The following is an 18,423-nucleotide window of genomic DNA, read 5'->3' as shown; positions in this document are numbered from 1 at the left end:
TCACCCGGCCTTGAAACCTTCAATCTGCAATTCCAGTCAGTGTTTTTAGACGGCCGCATGCCAAGGTGCCTTATGTCGCAGACTCAGCGTTTATTGCTCATTGCCCCGCCAGCCATGAACCGGACGCCGGCGTTCGACCGCGCCGCTGCACTGGCCCGGGCGATGCAGTTACCCTTGCATATCGTGGCGTTTGATTATCTGCAGGCGCTGGCGGTGGCCGGCCTGTTCGCGCCCGAACAGATCGCCCAGGCCCGGGATGGTTATCTGCACAGCCATCGGCAATGGCTCGAAGAGCAAGCTCGCTCGATGAGCGAACAGGGCATAGAGGTCACCTGCGAAGTGGTCTGGGTGCACCGTCCGTTCGAAGAAATCCTGCACTTCGTCAATGAAATGCCCCTGGCCCTGATCATCAAGGACGCCGAAGAAGAGCCGGCCTTGAAGCGCGTGTTCTTCACCCCGCTGGATTGGCAGCTGCTACGGGATTGTCCGGTGCCGGTGCACCTGGTGACCAATGCCCTCAACCCGCGGCCACGCAATGTGCTGGCCATCGTCGACGTGCTGCGCAGCGAAGAGCAGGACAAGGTGTTCAACGACCAGATTATCGACGCCGCGGTAAAGCTGGCCGGGCAATGTGCCGCGGGACTCGAGCTGGTGCATGTGTATGACTGGGCCGCGGTGTATGCCCAGGACATGGGGGTTGGCGTGCTGCCATTGAGCGCCGGGATCTACGAAGTGTTGGGCGAGGCGCAATTCGAGGCGTTCGCGGCACTCGCCGAACGCCATGGCGTGCCGCCAGAGCGTCGCCACTTCATCGAAGGTACGCCGCTGTCGTGCATCTGTGACTTCGCGATTACCCACCGCACTGACGTCATTGTCATGGGAACCGTTCAGCACAAGGGATTGAAAAAACTCTTGGGCAGCACCGCCGAGCAGCTTTTGCATCGGACACCATGCAGTGTGCTGGCGATAAAACCGGACAAAAGGCTGTAATCGAGGGTTGAGTCGCCCCGGGCGGACCGCTGGCCGGTCCGCCACGGGGCGCTGATTTTACAGGTGGAGGCGATGGATGACCTGGCGGCTGTCGTCGGGATCGTGACTGCGTTCGAAACCCAGGGCCTTGGCCAGGTCGCGCATGGGCGCATTGCTGGCGGCGTCGATCGAATACATCTGGCGAAAGCCGTTCTTGCGGGCAGCCTTGATCAGATGCTCCATCAACAAGGTTCCCAGGCCCAGGTGTCTCCATTCGTCGGCGACGGTCACCGCGCATTCGCATTCTTGTTCGCCCGTGGCGGCGTAGCGGCTGATGCCGATCTCGATCAGTTGTCCGTTATCGTGAGCCAGTGCGACGTAGGCCATGCGCTGCTTGCCGTCGATGTTCATCAACTGATCGAGCATGGCACCACTGGGGTCGCTGATCTGGGCAAGAAAGCGCATGTGCCTGGATTCGGGAGACAGGCGCTTGATAAAGGCGTACTCCCGCTCGCGGTCCTTTTCCGCCAGTGGCCGGATCAGCACATGATGGCCGTCCCTCAGCGCTTCGATCCAGTGTTCTCCGGGGACCGCGGCGTAGACGGCGGCGGCCCGTTCGTTGTGGTCTTTGACAGTGAGCATGATGGGGTTCTCCATACGGCCGAAAGGGGCCGCGCGGCAATGCACACGCGGTTCGCTTGGTTTTACCCTGCTGATGGCACCCGGATCTGATCTGGATCAGACACTGGCGACAGACCTCGTTCATTGATTGGGATCTGATGTAAATCAAGCCGCTTACCGGGGGACAAGGCGCACTCTTGGCGCATGCCGGCCTGTTCGACCGGTGCCTGAGCGAGGTGTGTGATGGGGCATTACCAACATTTGCTGCTGATTGCCGATCCAACCCTGCATCAGTCGCCTGCCTCGCTGCGGGCGGTTGCGCTGGCCAAGGCCAGCGGAGCTGCGCTGCATGTACGCGCCTTCGCCGAGCCGGCGCCGGTGGTGCACTTGTGGGAAGAGAAGATCGACGAGGCGGGTTATCAGCGTTATATGCGGCGCCATCGCCGCTGGGTGGCCGAAGAGACCCGGCGGCTCGGCGACCTGGGGCTGGAGGCGACGGTCGACGTGCTGTTCACCACCCATCCGCTGCTGGACATCCTGAAGACGGTCGAGGAGCTCGGCCCCGACCTGCTGATCAAGGACGTCAGCCTGGAACCGCTGCTCAAGCGGGTGTTCATCACCCCACTCGATTGTCATTTGCTGCGTGAATGCCCGATTCCTGTGCATCTGGTGAACCAGGCCCGTTACGGGTTGCCGCACCGGGTCGTGGCGGCGGTGGATCCATTCGATCCATCGACACAGATCAGCGGCCTCAACGACACCATCATCCAGACCGCCAATGTCCTGGCCCTGCAATGCGATGCGCCACTGCACCTGCTGTACGCCTATGACCTGTCGCCGGCATTCAATGGCGATGCACCGCTGGTCAGCGGTGGCTGGGGCATGGACGTCGTCGAGGAGCTGCGTGAGTCCTTGCACCAGGCGTTTGTCACCCTGGCGGAGCGCTACGCCATCCCGCCGGAACGCCGGCACTTCGTCCCGGGTCCGCCGGTGCCGGCGATCAGTGATTTCGTCGAGCAGTACCTGGCCGATGTGGTGGTGATGGGAACTGTGCATCGGCTGGGGATCGACCGCTTGATCGGCAGCAATACCGAGCGGGCACTGTACTCGGTGCCGGGCAGTATTCTGGCGGTCAGGTGAACGGCTCGGGCGTCACGGGGTGAGCACGATCGCACCGTTGAACTGACCGGCCCGCAGACATTCCAGTGCCTGGTTGGCATCGTCCAGGGCGAAGCAGGTGACGTCGCAGTGAACCGGGGTGTGCTGCAATTCTGCGAAAAACGCGCTGCCGTCTTCGCGGGTCAGGTTGGCCACCGAGCGCAGGCTGCGTTCGCCCCAGAGCAGTCGATAAGGGAATGCCGGGATGTCGCTCATGTGGATGCCGGCGCAGACCACACAGCCGCCCTTGGCCGTGACGGCCAGCGCCAACGGCACCAGCGGGCCGACGGGGGCGAAGATCAGGCTGGCATCGAGCGGGTGCGGCGGGGGCTGATCCGAGGGGCCGGCCCAGCTGGCCCCCAGCGACCGGGCATAGTCCTGGCCCGCGTGGTCATCGGGTCGGGTGAAGGCATACACCTGCTGCCCCCGGCCCAGCGCCACCTGGATCGCCAGGTGCGCTGCCGCGCCGAAACCATAGAGGCCCAGGTGCCGCGCATTCCCGGCCATCCGCAACGCGCGAAAACCGATCAGCCCGGCACACAGCAACGGTGCGGCCTGGGTGGCCGAGAGCGCATCGGGAAGCGGCAGGCAGAAACGGGCGTCGGCGAGGGTGTAGTCGGCATAGCCGCCGTCCAGGTGACAGCCGGTAAATTGCGCCTGGTCGCACAGGTTTTCCCGGCCCGTGCGGCAGAACTCGCATTCGCCGCATGTCCAGCCGAGCCATGGCACGCCCACCCGCTGGCCGATCCGGTCCGGCGCGACGTCGGCGCCCACGGCGGTCACCTGGCCAACGATTTCGTGGCCCGGCACCCGTGGCAGCACGGCCTGGGGCAACTCGCCGTCGACCAGGTGCAGGTCGGTGCGGCAGACACCGCAGGCCAGGACCTTGATCAGCAGTTGCTGGGGACCGGGTGTCGGGACCGGGCGTTCTTCCCGGCGCAGCGGCTCGCCGGGGATATGCAGGACCATGGCGCGCATGATGGTTCTCCACGCTTCCAGGGCTCAGTACAGGGCTGAACGGTGGCAACCTGCGACCAATTGCTTGAGTCCCTCCATGTTCAGGACCTTGACTTCCCGGCCGGAAATTTCCACCAGCCCCTGGTCCCGCAGGTGCGCGATGCCCCGGCAGATGGTTTCCAGTCTCAGCCCCAGGTAGGAGCCGATCTCCTCGCGGCGCATCTTCAGGATGAAGTCCCTGGACGAGTAGCCACGCAGGCTCAGGCGTTGCGACAGGTTCAGCAGGAAGGCCGCCAGGCGTTCGTCGGAGTTCATGTTGCCCAGCATCATCAACATGTCATGATCGCGCACGATCTCGCGGCTGAGGATCCGGTTCAGGTTGTGCTGCAGCGACGGCAGCTCCAGGGCGAGTTTTTCCAGATGGGCAAAATGGATAGGGCAGACTTCGCTGTCTTCGAGGGCCAGCGCATTACAGGTGTGAGTGTCGGTGCTGATGGCGTCCAGGCCAAGCATTTCGCCCGGCATCTGGAAGCCGGTGACCTGCTCGCGCCCATCGAGTGAAAGCACGCTGGTCTTGAATGAGCCGATACGCACGGCATAAAGCGAGCGCAATGGATCGCCGGCGCGATAGAGGGCGGCGCCTTTCCTGACCTTGAACCGTTGCACGATCAGGGTGTCCAGGCGCTCGATTTCCTGTCCGGTCAGGCCAAGCGGCAGGCACAGCTCCAAGACGCTGCAGTTGGCACAGGCAGCCTTGAGATGATGGTTCGGGTACGCTCGGGCGTCTGGCATGCCATAAGACCCCTCTATCGGTTGGTAAAGCATAGTCTCTGAGTCTTGCCAGGGCGGGCCGTTCGGCTGCTGGCAAAAAACAGACGACGAGTGGAAGGGCCTGGTTAAACGGCGTCGATGGAACGATGGCTTATTCAGCTTCAATGGCCTCGCCGGTGCTTGATGTAAATCAAGTCTTGAGTGTTCCAGGTCCCCAGAATCAATGCATGTCGCTCGGTGGGCCGGGCCCTGGCGGAGAACTTCATGAGCGGCTTCCTGAGTGCGGAACAACTGGAGACGCTGGATGCCTACTGGCGGGCCTCCAATTACCTGGCGGTCGGGCAGATCTACCTCAAGGACAACCCGTTGCTGAAGGCGCCTCTGGCCCTGGCCCATATCAAGCCGCGGTTATTGGGGCACTGGGGCACCACACCGGGGCTCAACCTCATCTACACGCACCTCAATCGGCTGATCAACCAGTACGATCTGAACATGATCTTTATCGCCGGCCCCGGTCATGGCGGGCCGGCTGTCGTGGCCCAGACCTACCTGGAAGGCACCTACACCGAGCTCAATCCAGAGGTGGGGCGCAACACCAGCGGCCTGAGCCGCCTGTTCAGGCAGTTTTCCTGGCCGTACGGGATCTCCAGCCATGTTTCGGCGCAGATTCCAGGGTCGATCCATGAAGGCGGCGAGTTGGGTTATAGCCTGGCTCATGCCTACGGCGCCGCCTTCGATAATCCGGACCTGATCGTGGCCTGTGTCATCGGTGATGGAGAGGCGGAAACGGCAACGCTGGCGGCCAGCTGGCATTCCAACAAATTCCTCAACCCGGCGCGCGACGGCGCGGTGTTGCCGATCCTGCACCTCAACGGCTACAAGATCGCCAATCCGGCGCTGCTCTCCAGGATCAGCGAGGACGAGCTGTCGGCCCTGATGTATGGCTATGGCTACGACCCGTATTTCGTCGAAGGCGATGACCCGATGGAGGTGCACCAGGCGCTGGCCAGGACACTGGACACAGTGCTGCAGGAAATTCGCGAGATCCAGCGCGTCGCCCGTCGTAATAACCAGGACCGGGCTCCGGAGCGCCCCCTCTGGCCCATGCTGGTGTTACGCACGCCCAAGGGCTGGACCGGGCCGAAATTCGTCGACGGCCATCGAGTCGAAGGCACCTGCCGTGCGCATCAGGTGCCCCTGGCCGATTTCCAGCAGCCGCTGCACCTGCGCCAGCTCGAGGAGTGGCTCAACAGCTATCGCCCCGCCGAGCTGTTCGATGCCAACGGTGCCTTGCTGCCCGAGCTTGCCGCACTGGCGCCCACCGGGCACCGGCGCATGAGCGCCAACCCCCATGCCAATGGCGGCTTGTTGTTGCGGTCGCTGGATCTGCCACGGTTCGCCGACTACGCCGTGCAGCTCACGGCGCCGGGCTGCCTGCGGGCAGAGGCCACCCGCGTGCTGGGCAGGTTCTTGCGGGATGTGATGAAAAACAGTCTGCTGTCGCGCAACTTTCGCCTGTTCGGCCCGGATGAAACGGCCTCGAACCGGCTGGACGCGGTCTATGAGGTCAGTGCCAAGGCCTGGATGGATCCACAAGAGCCCGACGACAGCCACCTGGCGGCTGACGGTCGGGTGATGGAAATCCTCAGCGAACAGGTCTGTGAAGGCTGGCTCGAGGGCTACCTGCTGACGGGGCGGCACGGCCTGCTGTCCTGCTACGAGGCGTTCATTCACATCGTCGATTCGATGGTCAATCAGCACGCCAAATGGCTGAAAACCGCCGCCGAGGTGCCGTGGCGCAAACCCGTGGCCTCGCTCAACTATCTGCTGACTTCCCACGTCTGGCGCCAGGACCACAACGGCTTCTCCCACCAGGACCCGGGGTTCATCGACCTGCTGGCGAACAAAAAGGCCGATATAGCGCGAATCTATCTGCCACCCGATGCCAATTGCCTGTTGTCGGTAGCCGATCACTGCTTGCGCAGTCGTAACTACATCAACGTCATCGTGGCCGGCAAGCAACCGGAATGGCAGTGGCTGGATATCGATGCGGCCATCCGCCATTGCCAGGCCGGGATCGGTCGATGGGACTGGGCCTGCCGGGATGACCAGGACCCCGACGTAGTGATGGCCTGCGCCGGCGACGTGCCGACCCTGGAAACCCTGGCCGCCGTGACCCTGCTGCGTGAGTACGTCCCGGACCTGCGGGTAAGGGTGGTGAATGTCGTCGACCTGATGGTGCTGCAGCCTTCATACCAGCACCCCCACGGTTTGCCGGACAGTGCCTTCGAGCAGCTGTTTACCCTCGACAAGCCGGTGATCTTCGCGTTCCACGGCTACCCGGCGCTGATCCACAGGTTGCTGTACAAGCGAAACAATCCCGAGCGTTTCCATGTGCGGGGCTTCAAGGAGGAGGGCGCGACCACCACACCGTTCGACATGGCGGTGATCAACAACCTGGATCGTTACCAACTGGCGCTGGACGTGATCGAGCGGGTGCCACGGCTGCATGATCAGTTGCAGCTGGCGCGGTCACGCTACTGGTCGACCCTGGAAAAACACAAGCTCTACCTCATCGAACACGGGCAGGACATGCCCGAGGTGCTGAATTGGCAATGGACGCCGGCTACCGGTACTTGAGTGTCAGAGCGTGCAAGGAAGGAGGGCTGGGGGTCATCTGTTCTTCCAGTACTTCTGCATTTCGAGAAACAGAAACGATGCTGTCCAGGATATGAGGACCAGCCCGGTCAATGCCTGCAGCCCGGTCAGGTACTTGAGGTTGCCCACAGGTGAAATATCGCCGAAACCGATCGTCGTGTACGTGGTGAAGGAAAAGTACACGCAGTCCATGAGCGAGCCATCGAAGTTGCCCTTTAGGTTGCCCCACTCACTGGAGAGCGTCATCAGGTAATAGACCAGCGCGAAGCACCAGACTTCCAGCGCATGAGCCATCAGCGCACCGAACACCCCGACAACGATCCTGAAGCGGCTCCAGAGTTTAAGTTTGGGCAGCCAGTCGTTCAGACGTAACAGGCATTCGTAGTGAATGACCACGACGACGACCACCACCAGCGTATTGATCAGCGTGACAACGAGCATGACGGGCCTCCAGCTAAAAAGGGGAAGGGCGCGCGTTCGTTGCGCAGAACAATGCCTGGTCAGGACCGCGTCGCGCTCAGCCGCTGCGACGCCGGGGCTGGCACCAACGGCCGGAGCGGTGGAAATTCCTCGGGAGTCAGGGTCTCCTTTTCCAGCAGCAGGCGGGCTCCGGCATCCAGGTCGTTCCGGCGGCTCTGGAGCAGGGCCTTGGCCTTGTCATAGGCTTCATCGAGCAAGGCGCGGATGCCCAGGTCAATTTCCCGGGCGGTTTGTTCCGAATAGTCTCTCTCGCCACCTCGCGGCAGGCGTTCGCCCAAATAGCTTGCAGGTTGTCGTTCGAGTACCGACTGGCCGAGTGTCGAGTCCATGCCGAACCGAGTGATCAACTGGCGGGCAATATCGGTGGCGTGCCCCAGGTCGTCGGCGGCGCCGGTGGATATCTGGCCATAGGCAAGGAACTCGGCGGCGCGCCCGGCCATCAGCACGACAATCCGGTCCTTGAGCATCTGGCAACTGATCAGGAAGTGATCCTCGGTCGGCCGTTGCAGGGTATACCCCAGAGAACCGGCAGCGCGGGGGATGATCGACACCTTGTGGACCGGGTCCATGGCCGGGAGGCTGCTGGCGGCCAGGGCATGCCCCATCTCGTGGTAGGCCACCACCTTGCGTTCGTCGGGGTGCAGCAAGCTGCTCTTGCGCTCGACCCCCGCGACAAGGCGCTCCACAGCCGAGGTGAAGTCGTCGAGGTGGACCGACTCGGCGCCGCGGCGGGTGGCCACGATGGCGGCTTCGTTGACCAGGTTGGCCAGGTCGGCGCCAGTGAAACCGGTGGTGATGTCGGCGATACGCTGGCAATCGAGGTCCGCTGCCGCGGCAATTTTTTTCAGGTGGACCTTGAGAATTGCCTCTCGGCCTTTGCGATCGGGGCGATCGATCAGCAACTGCCGGTCGAAGCGGCCCGCCCGTAACAGCGCCGGGTCGAGAATCTCGGGGCGATTGGTTGCGGCCAGCAGGACGACGCCTTCGCGGGGGTCGAATCCGTCCAGCTCGGCCAATAGCTGGTTGAGCGTCTGCTCTTTTTCGTCATTGCCACCGAACGCGCCGATACCCCGCATCTTGCCCAGGGCATCGAGCTCATCGATGAAAATAATGCAGGGTGCGGCCTGCCTGGCCTGTTCGAACAGATCACGCACTCGGGCGGCGCCGACGCCAACGAACATTTCGACGAATTCGGAGCCCGAGATCGAGAAAAACGGTACCCCGGCTTCCCCGGCGATGGCCTTGGCCACCAGGGTCTTGCCTGTACCCGGTGGACCGACCAGCAACGTCCCCTTGGGAATATGCGCCCCAAGGCGCGCGTACCTGGCCTTGTCCTTGAGGAACGAGACGATCTCCACCAGTTCTGCCCTGGCTTCATCGATGCCCGCGACATCGGCGAAGGTCACCCCGGTATCGCGCTCCACGAACACTTTGGCCCGGGACTTACCGATGCTCATCAATCCCCCCAGGCCCTGTTTTTCTGCCAGCCCGCGAAACAGGAAATGCCAGACCGCCATGATGAGGGCAAAAGGTAGCAACCACCCCAGCAGGTTACTCAACAGGGGGTTTTCATTGACTCCTCTGAATCCGACAGCCGATCGGGCAAGATCCGCCGCCAGTGCCGGCTCGACCCGCACCGTCGAGAACAGGTTGTGCCCATCGATGGGAGGCTGCAGTTTGCCGCTGATCCGATCCTTCTCGATTCGCAAATCGCTGACCTTCTGCTCGTTCAGCAGTTGCAGAAACTGGCTGTAAGGAATGTCCTGCACGACATGACGATCGAAAAAGAGAAACTGAGCGAGGGCGACCATGGCCAACGCGATCACGAAGTAGGACAGGTTCCATTGGTGACTTTTGTTCATGGCCTTGTCTCAAGGAGAGGGCACGGGGTGAGGCCGGGCAGGCCGCCTATCACCCGGGGAAACCGTGGGCTCCCCGGGTGATCGATTCAGGCGATCAGCAAATGATCGTCTACCTTCCTCACCCCCGGCACTGACCAGGCAGCTCGTTCGGCTATCTGCCGTTCGCGCCACAAATGAACCTTGCCTTCAAGCTTTACCACATCACCGTCGACCTTGATGTGAATGGCCTTGGCATCGATTTCCGCATTGCGCTTGAGGGCATCCTCGATACGCTGCTGGATATCGGCCACATCCACCCGCGGACGCAGGGTAAGTCGATTGTCCACGCCCACCACGCCAGACAATTTACGTACCGCCCGCTCCGCGGTTTCTTTCTGGTACTGCCAGTCGACTTCACCTTCGAGGGTGATCCAGCCGTTCTGCACCATGATCTTGATGTCGCCTTCAGGAACGTCTGAACTCCAACTGAGGATGTTCGCGGCTCGGTTGGCAATGGTGTCGTCCGCCGTGCCGGCGCCTTTTTCCAGCCTGACCTGGATTTCCTCGGCCAGCGCGCGTACCCCCTTGATGCCTTTTACCGCACGTTCGGCACTGATTTTCTGGGCGTAGCTGTTGACGTGGCCGGTGAGCGTGACCACACCGTTCTCCACTGTCACACCGATGTTGGCGGCATCGATGTCAGGCTGGAACTCCAGCTCCTCCAGAATGAATTTACGCAGATTCAGGTCGCTCATGATGGTGTCCTTTGGCTGATGTGTTGGTTGTACGGATTACAAACCGGCCTCCCTGTTTTTTTCTACGCCTGAGCAACACCAGGACATTGAGCTAAATCAACAAGGCTTCGCTGAGTCCGTCCGCTGATCGCTAGCCGGCATTAGTTGACAAAGATCAGAGGTTCACGTCGATAACGCCCGATACTCGAAACACAGCCTGAAGCTATCCAGTCGCAATCGACTGAGGGGAAAACCATGGATAAGCACTTGCCCGTTGTATTGCTGAACATCGTGTTGGCGACGACTGCCGGTTGCAGCCACCGATATGCCCAGGAAGTCGACGCGCGACTGGAGTCCGCGGAAAACAACGCCGCGACGGCGAGGCTCAGGGCCGATGAGGCTTATTTGAAGGCGGAACGGGCAGAGGCAGCGGCCAGCCAGGCGCAACGGACTGCGGATGAGGCCAATGAACGTGCTCGCCGGATGCTCGACAAGGCGGCTCGCAAGTAATGAATGATCTTTGAACGACGCTCACGGGCAGGAAGCCGGGCTGGCAGTTACACGGTAAAGCGTTTCCAGGACGAGGTGTGTGATGTTGAAAATACAACGTTTACTGCTCATTGCACCGACGGAGATGATCCGCACCCCCGCATTCGAACGGGCGCAGGCGTTGGCCTGCGCAACAGGTGCGATGTTGCACATTGTCGCTTTCGATTATGTCAACGCGCTGGCGGTGGCCGGCCTGTTCGACCATGACGCGATGACCCAGGCCCGGGAAGGATACCTGCAGGTGCACCGGCACTGGCTCGAGCAACAGGCCAGGCTGGAGCGATGCAAGGGAGGGCAGGTGACCACCGAGGTGGTCTGGGCCAGGTTGAGCCCGGGCCACGTGCTTGAATACGTGAACGACTTCCACCCGGACCTGGTGATCAAGGATGTGCAACGGGTGCCGGCGCTCGACCGGGTCTTCCATCGGCCCCTGGACTGGCTGCTGCTGCGTGACTGTCCCGGCTCCTTGCACCTGGTCACCCGCGCGGAAAACCCCAAGCCGTTGAAGATCCTTGCCGCCATCGACCTGTCCCACCTGGAAGCGCTGACCCAAGGGCTCAACGAACGGATTCTCGACCTGGCCTCGACGCTGGCAACGTCCTGCGGCGCGACCTTGCACCTGCTCAATGTCAGCAACTGGTCGGTAGTGGGCGACACGGTGACGAGTGTGCCGACCTCGAGCCTGGACGACAGCCTGCGGGATGCGGTCAACGATGCCCAGCAAGAGGCCTTCGATCTGCTCGCCGAGCGTTATGGGGTCGAGCAGAAACGCCGACATCTGCTGGCCGGCATTCCCCATCAGGTGATCGGCCATTTCGCCCGCAGGAACGTTTTCGACATGATTGTGCTGGGCACGGCCTGCCGCCACGGAGTCGAGACTTTCGTCGGCAGTACCGCCGAGAGCCTGCTGCACCGTGCCCCCTGCAGCCTGATGCTGGTCAAGCCGCCCGCCGAGACCGGCTGAAATGACCGCGGGCACAGCCACGGTTGATAAAGGTCAACGGTCGCCAGGGCGAAAGGAGCGATCAATAGCGTTCCCATGAAAGTTCAAGGAGACGAGCATGCGAATGTCATTTCTCGGCGCGGCCGGAACGGTCACCGGCAGCAAGTACCTGCTGGAGCATGAAGGCCAGCATGTGCTGATCGATTGCGGCCTGTTCCAGGGCTACAAGCAATTACGCCTGCATAACTGGGACCCGTTCCAGCTACCGGTTCGCGACCTGGACGCGATTGTCCTGACCCATGCCCACCTGGATCACAGCGGCTACCTGCCGGTACTGGCGCGCAACGGTTACCGAGGCCCGGTATATGCCACGGCCGCCACCTGTGAGCTGGTGAAAATCCTGTTGCGCGACAGTGGCCGCCTGCAGGAGGAAGAGGCCGAGTTCGCCAATCGCCATGGTTACTCGAAACACACCCCGGCGCTGCCGCTCTATACCGAGCAGGACGCGGAACGTGCCCTGAAGCTGCTGCGGCCGCTGGAGTTGCACCATCGGGTCGATATCCTTCCGGGAGTGAGCATCCAGTTGCGCTGCGCCGGGCACATTCTCGGCGCGGCCACGGTGGAAGTCGTGGCCGGCGGCGTCACGCTGGTGTGCTCCGGGGACCTGGGACGGCCCAACGACCCTTTGATGTTCGCCCCGGAAACCATCGAGCACGCCGATTATCTGTTGGTGGAGTCGACCTATGGCGACCGCCGGCACCCCGTCGAGTCGCCGGAAGAGCAACTGGCACAGGTCATCAGCCGAACCGCGATGCGCCGTGGCATCACCCTGGTACCGTCGTTTGCGGTAGGGCGTGCGCAATTGCTGATGTATCACCTGTACCGGCTGCTGCAGAAACGTGCGATTCCCGACCTGCCGATCTACCTCAACAGCCCCATGGCCACCGATGTCACGCGCCTGTACCAGCGTTTTCGCAGCGAGCATCGCCTCTCCCAGGAGGAGTGCGAAGGCATGTGTCATGTCGCGCATTTCGTGCGCACGACCCAGGAATCGATCAACCTGGATCTGCAGCGCACGCCCGCGGTGATCATCGCCGCCAGTGGCATGGCCACCGGCGGCAGGGTGGTTCACCACCTCAAGGCGCTGGCCCCCAACCCGATCAATACGTTGTTGGTTCCGGGCTTCCAGGCCGGCGGCACCCGCGGCGCGCAGATAGTCGCGGGCGCCGAGTCGGTGCGTATCCACGGCAAGGATGTGCCGATCCGCGCCGAAGTAGTGCCGATGGAAACCTTGTCCGCGCACGCCGACGCCGATGAAATCATGCAGTGGCTGCGCGGGTTCAAGCGGCCACCGAAGCACACCTTCGTGGTGCATGGCGAGCCCAACGCCTCGGACGTGCTGCGCCGCCGCATCAGCCAGGAGCTGGGATGGTCGGTCTCGGTGCCGGAGTACCGCGACAGCGTCGAGCTCTCGGCTGCCGACCAGCCTGCAAGCCTGTCGCTCTGACAGATCCCCCGGTGTTGCCACTCATCGATCGAGGCGTCGTGGTGGATACGAGAGTGATCCTATGAAGGACAACGTTTTTCACCGCGCTGAATTCGATTCGCCTTTTGAGGAACTCTCCTCGATGTTCGGCAAGTGGCTGAACCCACTGCTATTGCTGTTCTGCGTCCTGACGCTCCTGGCCGGTGGCGTTGCGCACATGGCGCAGAAGCCCGGCTGGGCATCGCTAGGCTGGGCCGCAGGCAGCCTGGTGATGACCCTGGTCCTGCTCGTCGAGATTGCCCGGCGCCTGGCCCGGCGCGAGGCGGGTGTAGACCTGATCGCGCTGATGTCGATGATTGCCGCCCTGGTCCTGGAGCAAATGCTGGTGGCTGCGGTGATTGCCTTGATGCTGGCTACCGGGCGCACCCTGGAATTCTTCACCAGGCAACGCGCCGAGCGCGAGCTTCGCGCGCTCATCGATCGCGCCCCACGTTTTGCCTGGCTACAGGAGCAGGGCGGCTTACGCAGGATCCCCGTCGAACAGATCCAACCGCAGCAGACATTGCTGGTGCGCCTGGGGGAGGTGATACCGGTCGATGGTCGCCTGTTGAGTCCCGCGGCCATCCTGGACGAATCGGCGCTCAGCGGTGAGTCGTTGCCGGTAACCCGTCGCAAAGGTGAGCAACTGCCCAGCGGCGTATCCAATGTTGGTGCACCTTTCCTGCTGACCGCCACGCGCACGGCAGCGCAAAGCACCTATGCCGGGATAGTGCGGCTGGCGGAGACGGCAAGACGCTCGCGCGCACCTTTTGTGCGCCTGGCCGACCGCTATGCGCTGCTGTTCATCCCGCTGACCTTGCTGATCGCCACAGTGGCCTGGCAAATGAGTGGCGATCCCTTGCGGGTTCTGGCGGTGCTGGTGGTCGCCACACCTTGCCCGTTGATCCTGGCGGTGCCGATTTCCATCATGTCAGGCATTTCGAGGGCGGCGCGGCGCGGGATATTGATCAAGGACGGCACGACCCTGGAGGCGTTGGCCGGGATCAGGCAGGTATTTCTCGACAAGACCGGCACACTGACCAGCGGCCATGCGCGCCTGCAGTCGATAGAAGTCAACGGGCTGGCCAATCCCCAGTATCTGCTTGGCCTGGCGGCCTCGCTGGCGCAGGCTTCGACGCACCCCATCTGCCAGGCAATGGTCGAGGCGGCACATCAACGCCATTTATCGCTCAGCGTTCCGCGGGAGGTTCAGGAACATCCTGGCTCGGGGCTTTGTGGTCTGGTCGAAGGCCGGCGCGTGCGTTTCGGCACCTTGTCTTTTGCTCATGAACAAGCGCCTGCGACCGACTGGGCCACGGCCATGCTGCGCCACATGGATTACCTGGCGTGCAGTGGCAGCTTCATCGACGTGGACGGGATACTGGCTGGCTTGCTGGTGTTTTCGGATAGGGTGCGCCGAGAAACCCCGCAAACCTTGCGGCGATTGCGCAACCGAGGCATCGAGAAAATCGTCATGCTCACCGGGGACCGCCTGGAAACCGCCGAGATGATTGCCCTGTCTGCCGGGATAGACGAGCTGCGGGCCGGGTTGACGCCCAAGGATAAAGTGCAGGCTGTCCAGCAGGGCTGCCAGCGCGCCAGCACACTGATGGTCGGCGACGGCATCAACGATGCCCCCTCGCTGGCGGCGGCCAATGTCGGTGTGGCGATGGGCGCCAGTGGTGCCACGGCTTCAGCGCAAGCGGCGGGTGTCGTATTGCTGGTCGATCGCCTGGACCGTCTGGTCGATGCGCTGGACATCGCTCGCCGGACCTGCCGGATCGCCCGGCAGGGCGTATGGGTCGGCATGGGCATGTCATTGCTGGCCATGGTCGTGGCTGCGCTCGGTTACCTGCCACCGCTTGTCGGTGCCGTCGTGCAGGAGGGCATTGATGTGTTGATCATCATCAACGCCCTGCGTGCATTGGGGCCTCTGCCGGGAATGGGTCAACGAAAGCTTGCCGCAGAACATATCGATCGCCTGCAAGACGAACACCAGCAACTGGCCGCGGTGCTGAGCGATCTGCATCAGCTGGCCAGTGACTTTTCGCGGCGTCCCCTTGAGCAGGCACAGGCCGACTTGCTGGAACTGGTTGGAAAGCTGCAGACATCGCTGGCGCAACATGAGCGCGATGATGAAAACACCCTGTACCCGTTGCTGACTCGAAGCCTGCCGGGCGAGGACCCCCTGTCGACGATGAGCCACGCTCACCGGGAAATTTTTCGCCTTATCCATTTGCTGGCACGTATGAGCGCCGACTTCAGCGCCGCCCCCGCCACGGCTTCTGCCGAGGAGATCCAGCATCAGTTGATTCGCCTGGATACCCTCGTGAGGCTGCATTTCGATCAGGAGGAAGAACTGTACCGTTATCTTGACTGGCGCTAACGGCATGAGGCCGACACACAGCCGTTTTCCGGCAATCGTCACCTGGCATCTTGTGCGTTCGCCAATGCGGAAACCATACAGAATCCCGCTCACTGCCGTCATCGGTTGATCCGGAGCCTGGCATTCAACCATTCCTGACGAGCTTGTCGATATTTTTCATCCGCGTGTTTTTTCGCAGCAGAAAACTCCCCCATGCTTTGCGTTGAAACGGGTTCCTTCAACAGGGCGTAGGCTTGCTCGTACAGTTGATCTGCTTCAAGAAACAGCAGCGCGCTACGGTCGATCGGTCCAGGGTTGGCAGCATGCGGTGTTACAGACTCATTGATGGTCATGGTCTTACGCCTTCTGGAGACAAAAGAATCCGGGCCGTATCCATATTGAAACGACCGCGCCTGGTTCTACTCGTCACGTGTCCAGTTGACGCTCACCCCATACTCGTTATCGCTGTACTGGTAATCGGCGTGCCCTTTGAAAGCTGCCACCAATGCATGGCCCAGGCGATTAGCGAGATGGATGCCGGTAGTCGTCACGATCAGCTCACCCGTCGCGTCGCTCAGGTTGATGATGCGTTCCAGGGCATGATCGGCTTTTTCCTTTTTTTCAGTATTTTCGATCAGATGGACGATTTCATTCCGATGCTTGAGCAAGAACCCCCCCGACAGCCTGAGCGTACCCGCCGGCATGTTGTCCTCGGTGCGCCGGCAGGCAGGACATGTCATGGTTTGCGCGTCGTGGATTACTGTGTTTTCGGGGCGTTTCCAGCTCCAGTTACCGGCCTGATAAACCGCTCCACACTGCGAGCAGATGGCTGAGCCTTCAATTCGCTGCACGTAATAGGGATCATGGATGGCGGGTTTGAACAGTTTGTTTTTCTGGCTCTGCTGATACTTGTCCATGGCTTTGCTCCTCGCGCACGAGATGGAAAAAGGTTGCACGTTTAGCGGTGACTGAAAATTGAGTACCCACCCCTCTGCCCACCGAAAACACCGTGGACCCCCACGACTTTATTTGGGCTCGATTTCTTGCCGCACGGGTTGATTTATATCAATCGCGAGGCGAGCGCCGAGAGCCGTTCAACCCCCTGCGCCAGGACTCTTTATGTTTGGGGGCACGTGCCCGCTGACGTGTGGTTTTGTTGATGAAAGTCAAGGTTTTTTGAGGGGGGGTTAATGGAAGCTGTAAGGACTATCGAACGGGCAGGAGAACGACTTCATGGCTCACAGTAAAATCGTGTTTCGTGCTGCTGCTCGCGAGAAGATCCTGAGTGGCGCCACACAGTTGGCGGACGCCGTGCGCGTGACGCTGGGCCCGAAATCGAAATCAGTGCTGATTCAGAACAAGTGGGGCAACCCGACGGTCTGCAATGATGGCGTGACGATCGCCAAACGCATCGACCTGCTCGACCCCGAGGAAAACCTCGGGGCCCAAATGCTGCGTCAAGCGGCCGAGCGCACAGGCGACGCGGTAGGCGATGGGACCAGTACGTCAACGGTATTGGCCCATGCGATCCTGGCCGATGGCATACGCAACGTCGTCGCGGGAGCCAGTGCGATCGACCTCAAGCGCGGCCTGGATCGGGGGTTGTCGTTGGTCGTGACGTCGCTCCAGGCCCAGTCGCGGCCGGTGGGCACGCCCAGGGAAAAGGCACAGGTGGCCTCGCTGTCGGCGCATAACGATGCCGTCATCGGTCAACTGGTGGCTGACGCTCTGGAAAAGGTGGGCGTTGAAGGCGTCGTCAGCGTCGAAGAGTCCAAGACCACCGAGACCGTGGTCGAGGTCATGGAGGGGATGCGGTTCGACCGGGGTTATGTCTCGCCTTACTTCGTCACCAATACCGAGAAGATGCAGGTCGAGCTCGATGATGCCTATTTGCTGCTCTGCGACCATAAGATCGGCGTACTCAAAGACTTGCTCCCATTGCTTGAGCTGGTTGCCAAAAGCGGGCAACCCCTGGTGTTGATCGCGGACGACATCGAAGGAGAGGCATTGACTACGCTGGTCGTGAACCAGATACGGGGTGTCCTGCGCGCAGTGGCGATCAAGGCGCCAGGCTTTGGTGACCGACGCAAGGAGGTACTTCAGGACATGGCTGTCCTGACAGGGGCAACGGTGGTTTCCAACGAGTTGGGCATCAGCCTTGAACAGGTGGAACTGGGCCAGTTAGGACGAGCGCATCGAGTCGTGGTGCAAAAAGACAGCACGGCGCTGATTGGAGGGGCAGGTACCCGTGAAGCTATCGAGGCGCGCTTGCAACAGATTCGCGCGCAAATGGGCAGTACTACCAGCGATTACGACCGGGAAAAGCTTCAGGAGCGGTTGGCCAGGCTGTCTGGCGGTGTCGCGGTGATCCGGGTCGGGGCGCCTTCCGAGGTTGAAATGAAGGCCCGTAAGGATGCACTGGATGACGCGATCTCGGCGACCCGGGCGGCGATCGCCGAAGGCATCGTTCCTGGGGGTGGCCTGGCCCTGCTCAAGGCTGTCCCGACGGTCGCCGCCGAGGAGACGTTGCATGAGGGCGATACCAGGACCGGTCTGCAGATATTGCGTCGGGCGTTGGAAGCGCCGGCGCGGCTCATCGCGGAAAACTCGTCGGTGGATGCCGGTGTCGTCGTTGCGCGCATGTTGGCGGAACCTGGGAGCATTGGCTTCGATGCGTCCACCAACAGCTATGTCGACATGTACGAAGCCGGCATTATCGACCCGACCAAAGTAGTGCGCATTGCCCTTGAAAATGCTGTTTCGGTGGCCAGCATCTTGCTGCTGACCGAAGCGACCATGACCGATATTCCGGAAAAGGAATCGCCTGCCCAGCCACCATTCCCTGAGTGATG

General features: G+C 61.7%; 16 protein-coding genes. 8 read left to right on the top strand and 8 right to left on the bottom strand.

The annotated features are described in order from the left end of the window. Positions 1 to 72 precede the first annotated feature (72 nt). The gene (locus H0I86_RS16980; protein ID WP_180921373.1) at positions 73 to 990 is read left to right on the top strand and encodes a universal stress protein; all 918 of its coding nucleotides are present in this window, start codon (positions 73 to 75) and stop codon (positions 988 to 990) included. Positions 991 to 1,047: 57 nt separating this feature from the next. Here H0I86_RS16980 and H0I86_RS16975 read toward each other — a convergent pair whose 3' ends face one another. Beyond that, the gene (locus H0I86_RS16975) at positions 1,048 to 1,611 is read right to left on the bottom strand and encodes a GNAT family N-acetyltransferase (protein WP_180921372.1); all 564 of its coding nucleotides are present in this window, start codon (positions 1,609 to 1,611) and stop codon (positions 1,048 to 1,050) included. Between the two features lie 222 nt (positions 1,612 to 1,833). On the opposite strand from H0I86_RS16975, the gene H0I86_RS16970 reads away from it, so the two are divergent. Beyond that, on the top strand, positions 1,834 to 2,730 hold the full coding sequence (locus H0I86_RS16970) for a universal stress protein (protein WP_180921371.1): 897 nt from the start codon (positions 1,834 to 1,836) through the stop codon (positions 2,728 to 2,730). Between the two features lie 12 nt (positions 2,731 to 2,742). Here the strand turns inward: H0I86_RS16970 and H0I86_RS16965 are convergent, their stop codons facing one another. Both H0I86_RS16965 and fnr read right to left on the bottom strand, forming a co-directional pair. Next, positions 2,743 to 3,726: a zinc-dependent alcohol dehydrogenase family protein gene (locus H0I86_RS16965; RefSeq protein ID WP_180921370.1), complete on the bottom strand. Its 984-nt coding sequence runs from the start codon at positions 3,724 to 3,726 to the stop codon at positions 2,743 to 2,745. A 24-nt stretch (positions 3,727 to 3,750) separates the two neighbouring features. Next, positions 3,751 to 4,497, bottom strand: a complete 747-nt coding sequence (gene fnr, locus H0I86_RS16960; protein ID WP_180921369.1) for a fumarate/nitrate reduction transcriptional regulator Fnr — start codon at positions 4,495 to 4,497, stop codon at positions 3,751 to 3,753. 243 nt (positions 4,498 to 4,740) lie between these two features. Between fnr and H0I86_RS16955 the strand changes: the two genes are divergently transcribed. After that, the gene (locus tag H0I86_RS16955) at positions 4,741 to 7,116 is read left to right on the top strand and encodes a phosphoketolase family protein (RefSeq protein ID WP_180921368.1); all 2,376 of its coding nucleotides are present in this window, start codon (positions 4,741 to 4,743) and stop codon (positions 7,114 to 7,116) included. 33 nt (positions 7,117 to 7,149) lie between these two features. Here the strand turns inward: H0I86_RS16955 and H0I86_RS16950 are convergent, their stop codons facing one another. The 3 genes from H0I86_RS16950 to H0I86_RS16940 all read right to left on the bottom strand — a co-directional run bounded on the left by H0I86_RS16950 (position 7,150) and on the right by H0I86_RS16940 (position 10,210). Next, on the bottom strand, positions 7,150 to 7,575 hold the full coding sequence (locus tag H0I86_RS16950) for a potassium channel family protein (protein WP_180921367.1): 426 nt from the start codon (positions 7,573 to 7,575) through the stop codon (positions 7,150 to 7,152). Between the two features lie 59 nt (positions 7,576 to 7,634). After that, on the bottom strand, positions 7,635 to 9,476 hold the full coding sequence (ftsH, locus tag H0I86_RS16945; protein WP_180921366.1) for an ATP-dependent zinc metalloprotease FtsH: 1,842 nt from the start codon (positions 9,474 to 9,476) through the stop codon (positions 7,635 to 7,637). Between the two features lie 86 nt (positions 9,477 to 9,562). Beyond that, the gene (locus H0I86_RS16940) at positions 9,563 to 10,210 is read right to left on the bottom strand and encodes a BON domain-containing protein (RefSeq protein ID WP_180921365.1); all 648 of its coding nucleotides are present in this window, start codon (positions 10,208 to 10,210) and stop codon (positions 9,563 to 9,565) included. Between the two features lie 234 nt (positions 10,211 to 10,444). Here H0I86_RS16940 and H0I86_RS16935 point away from each other — a divergent pair, with 234 nt between their 5' ends. The 4 genes from H0I86_RS16935 (at position 10,445) to H0I86_RS16920 (ending at position 15,592) form a co-directional block, all read left to right on the top strand. After that, the gene (locus H0I86_RS16935) at positions 10,445 to 10,699 is read left to right on the top strand and encodes an Lpp/OprI family alanine-zipper lipoprotein (RefSeq protein ID WP_180921364.1); all 255 of its coding nucleotides are present in this window, start codon (positions 10,445 to 10,447) and stop codon (positions 10,697 to 10,699) included. 82 nt (positions 10,700 to 10,781) lie between these two features. After that, positions 10,782 to 11,702 (top strand): universal stress protein, encoded by a 921-nt coding sequence (locus H0I86_RS16930; RefSeq protein ID WP_180921363.1) that lies wholly within the window; start codon positions 10,782 to 10,784, stop codon positions 11,700 to 11,702. A 97-nt stretch (positions 11,703 to 11,799) separates the two neighbouring features. Then, entirely contained in the window at positions 11,800 to 13,188 is a 1,389-nt protein-coding gene (locus H0I86_RS16925) for an MBL fold metallo-hydrolase RNA specificity domain-containing protein (RefSeq protein ID WP_180921362.1), read from the top strand. Positions 13,189 to 13,309: 121 nt separating this feature from the next. After that, entirely contained in the window at positions 13,310 to 15,592 is a 2,283-nt protein-coding gene (locus H0I86_RS16920) for a heavy metal translocating P-type ATPase (RefSeq protein ID WP_180925860.1), read from the top strand. 98 nt (positions 15,593 to 15,690) lie between these two features. Here the strand turns inward: H0I86_RS16920 and H0I86_RS16915 are convergent, their stop codons facing one another. Further along, a complete protein-coding gene (locus H0I86_RS16915; RefSeq protein WP_180921361.1) occupies positions 15,691 to 15,924 on the bottom strand; it encodes a hypothetical protein in 234 nt (77 codons plus the stop codon). A 66-nt stretch (positions 15,925 to 15,990) separates the two neighbouring features. After that, positions 15,991 to 16,488 carry a BCAM0308 family protein gene (locus tag H0I86_RS16910; RefSeq protein WP_180921360.1) on the bottom strand — a complete coding sequence of 166 codons (498 nt, stop codon included), beginning with the start codon at positions 16,486 to 16,488 and terminating at the stop codon, positions 15,991 to 15,993. Positions 16,489 to 16,804: 316 nt separating this feature from the next. Here H0I86_RS16910 and groL point away from each other — a divergent pair, with 316 nt between their 5' ends. Next, positions 16,805 to 18,421 (top strand): chaperonin GroEL, encoded by a 1,617-nt coding sequence (gene groL / locus H0I86_RS16905; protein WP_180921359.1) that lies wholly within the window; start codon positions 16,805 to 16,807, stop codon positions 18,419 to 18,421. The last annotated feature ends 2 nt before the right edge of the window (positions 18,422 to 18,423 follow it).

The sequence above is a fragment of the Pseudomonas chlororaphis subsp. aurantiaca genome, assembly GCF_013466605.1.
Taxonomy (GTDB): domain Bacteria; phylum Pseudomonadota; class Gammaproteobacteria; order Pseudomonadales; family Pseudomonadaceae; genus Aquipseudomonas; species Aquipseudomonas chlororaphis_I.
Note: the sequence above shows the minus strand (reverse complement) of the source record. Positions and strands in the feature narration are given on the sequence as shown.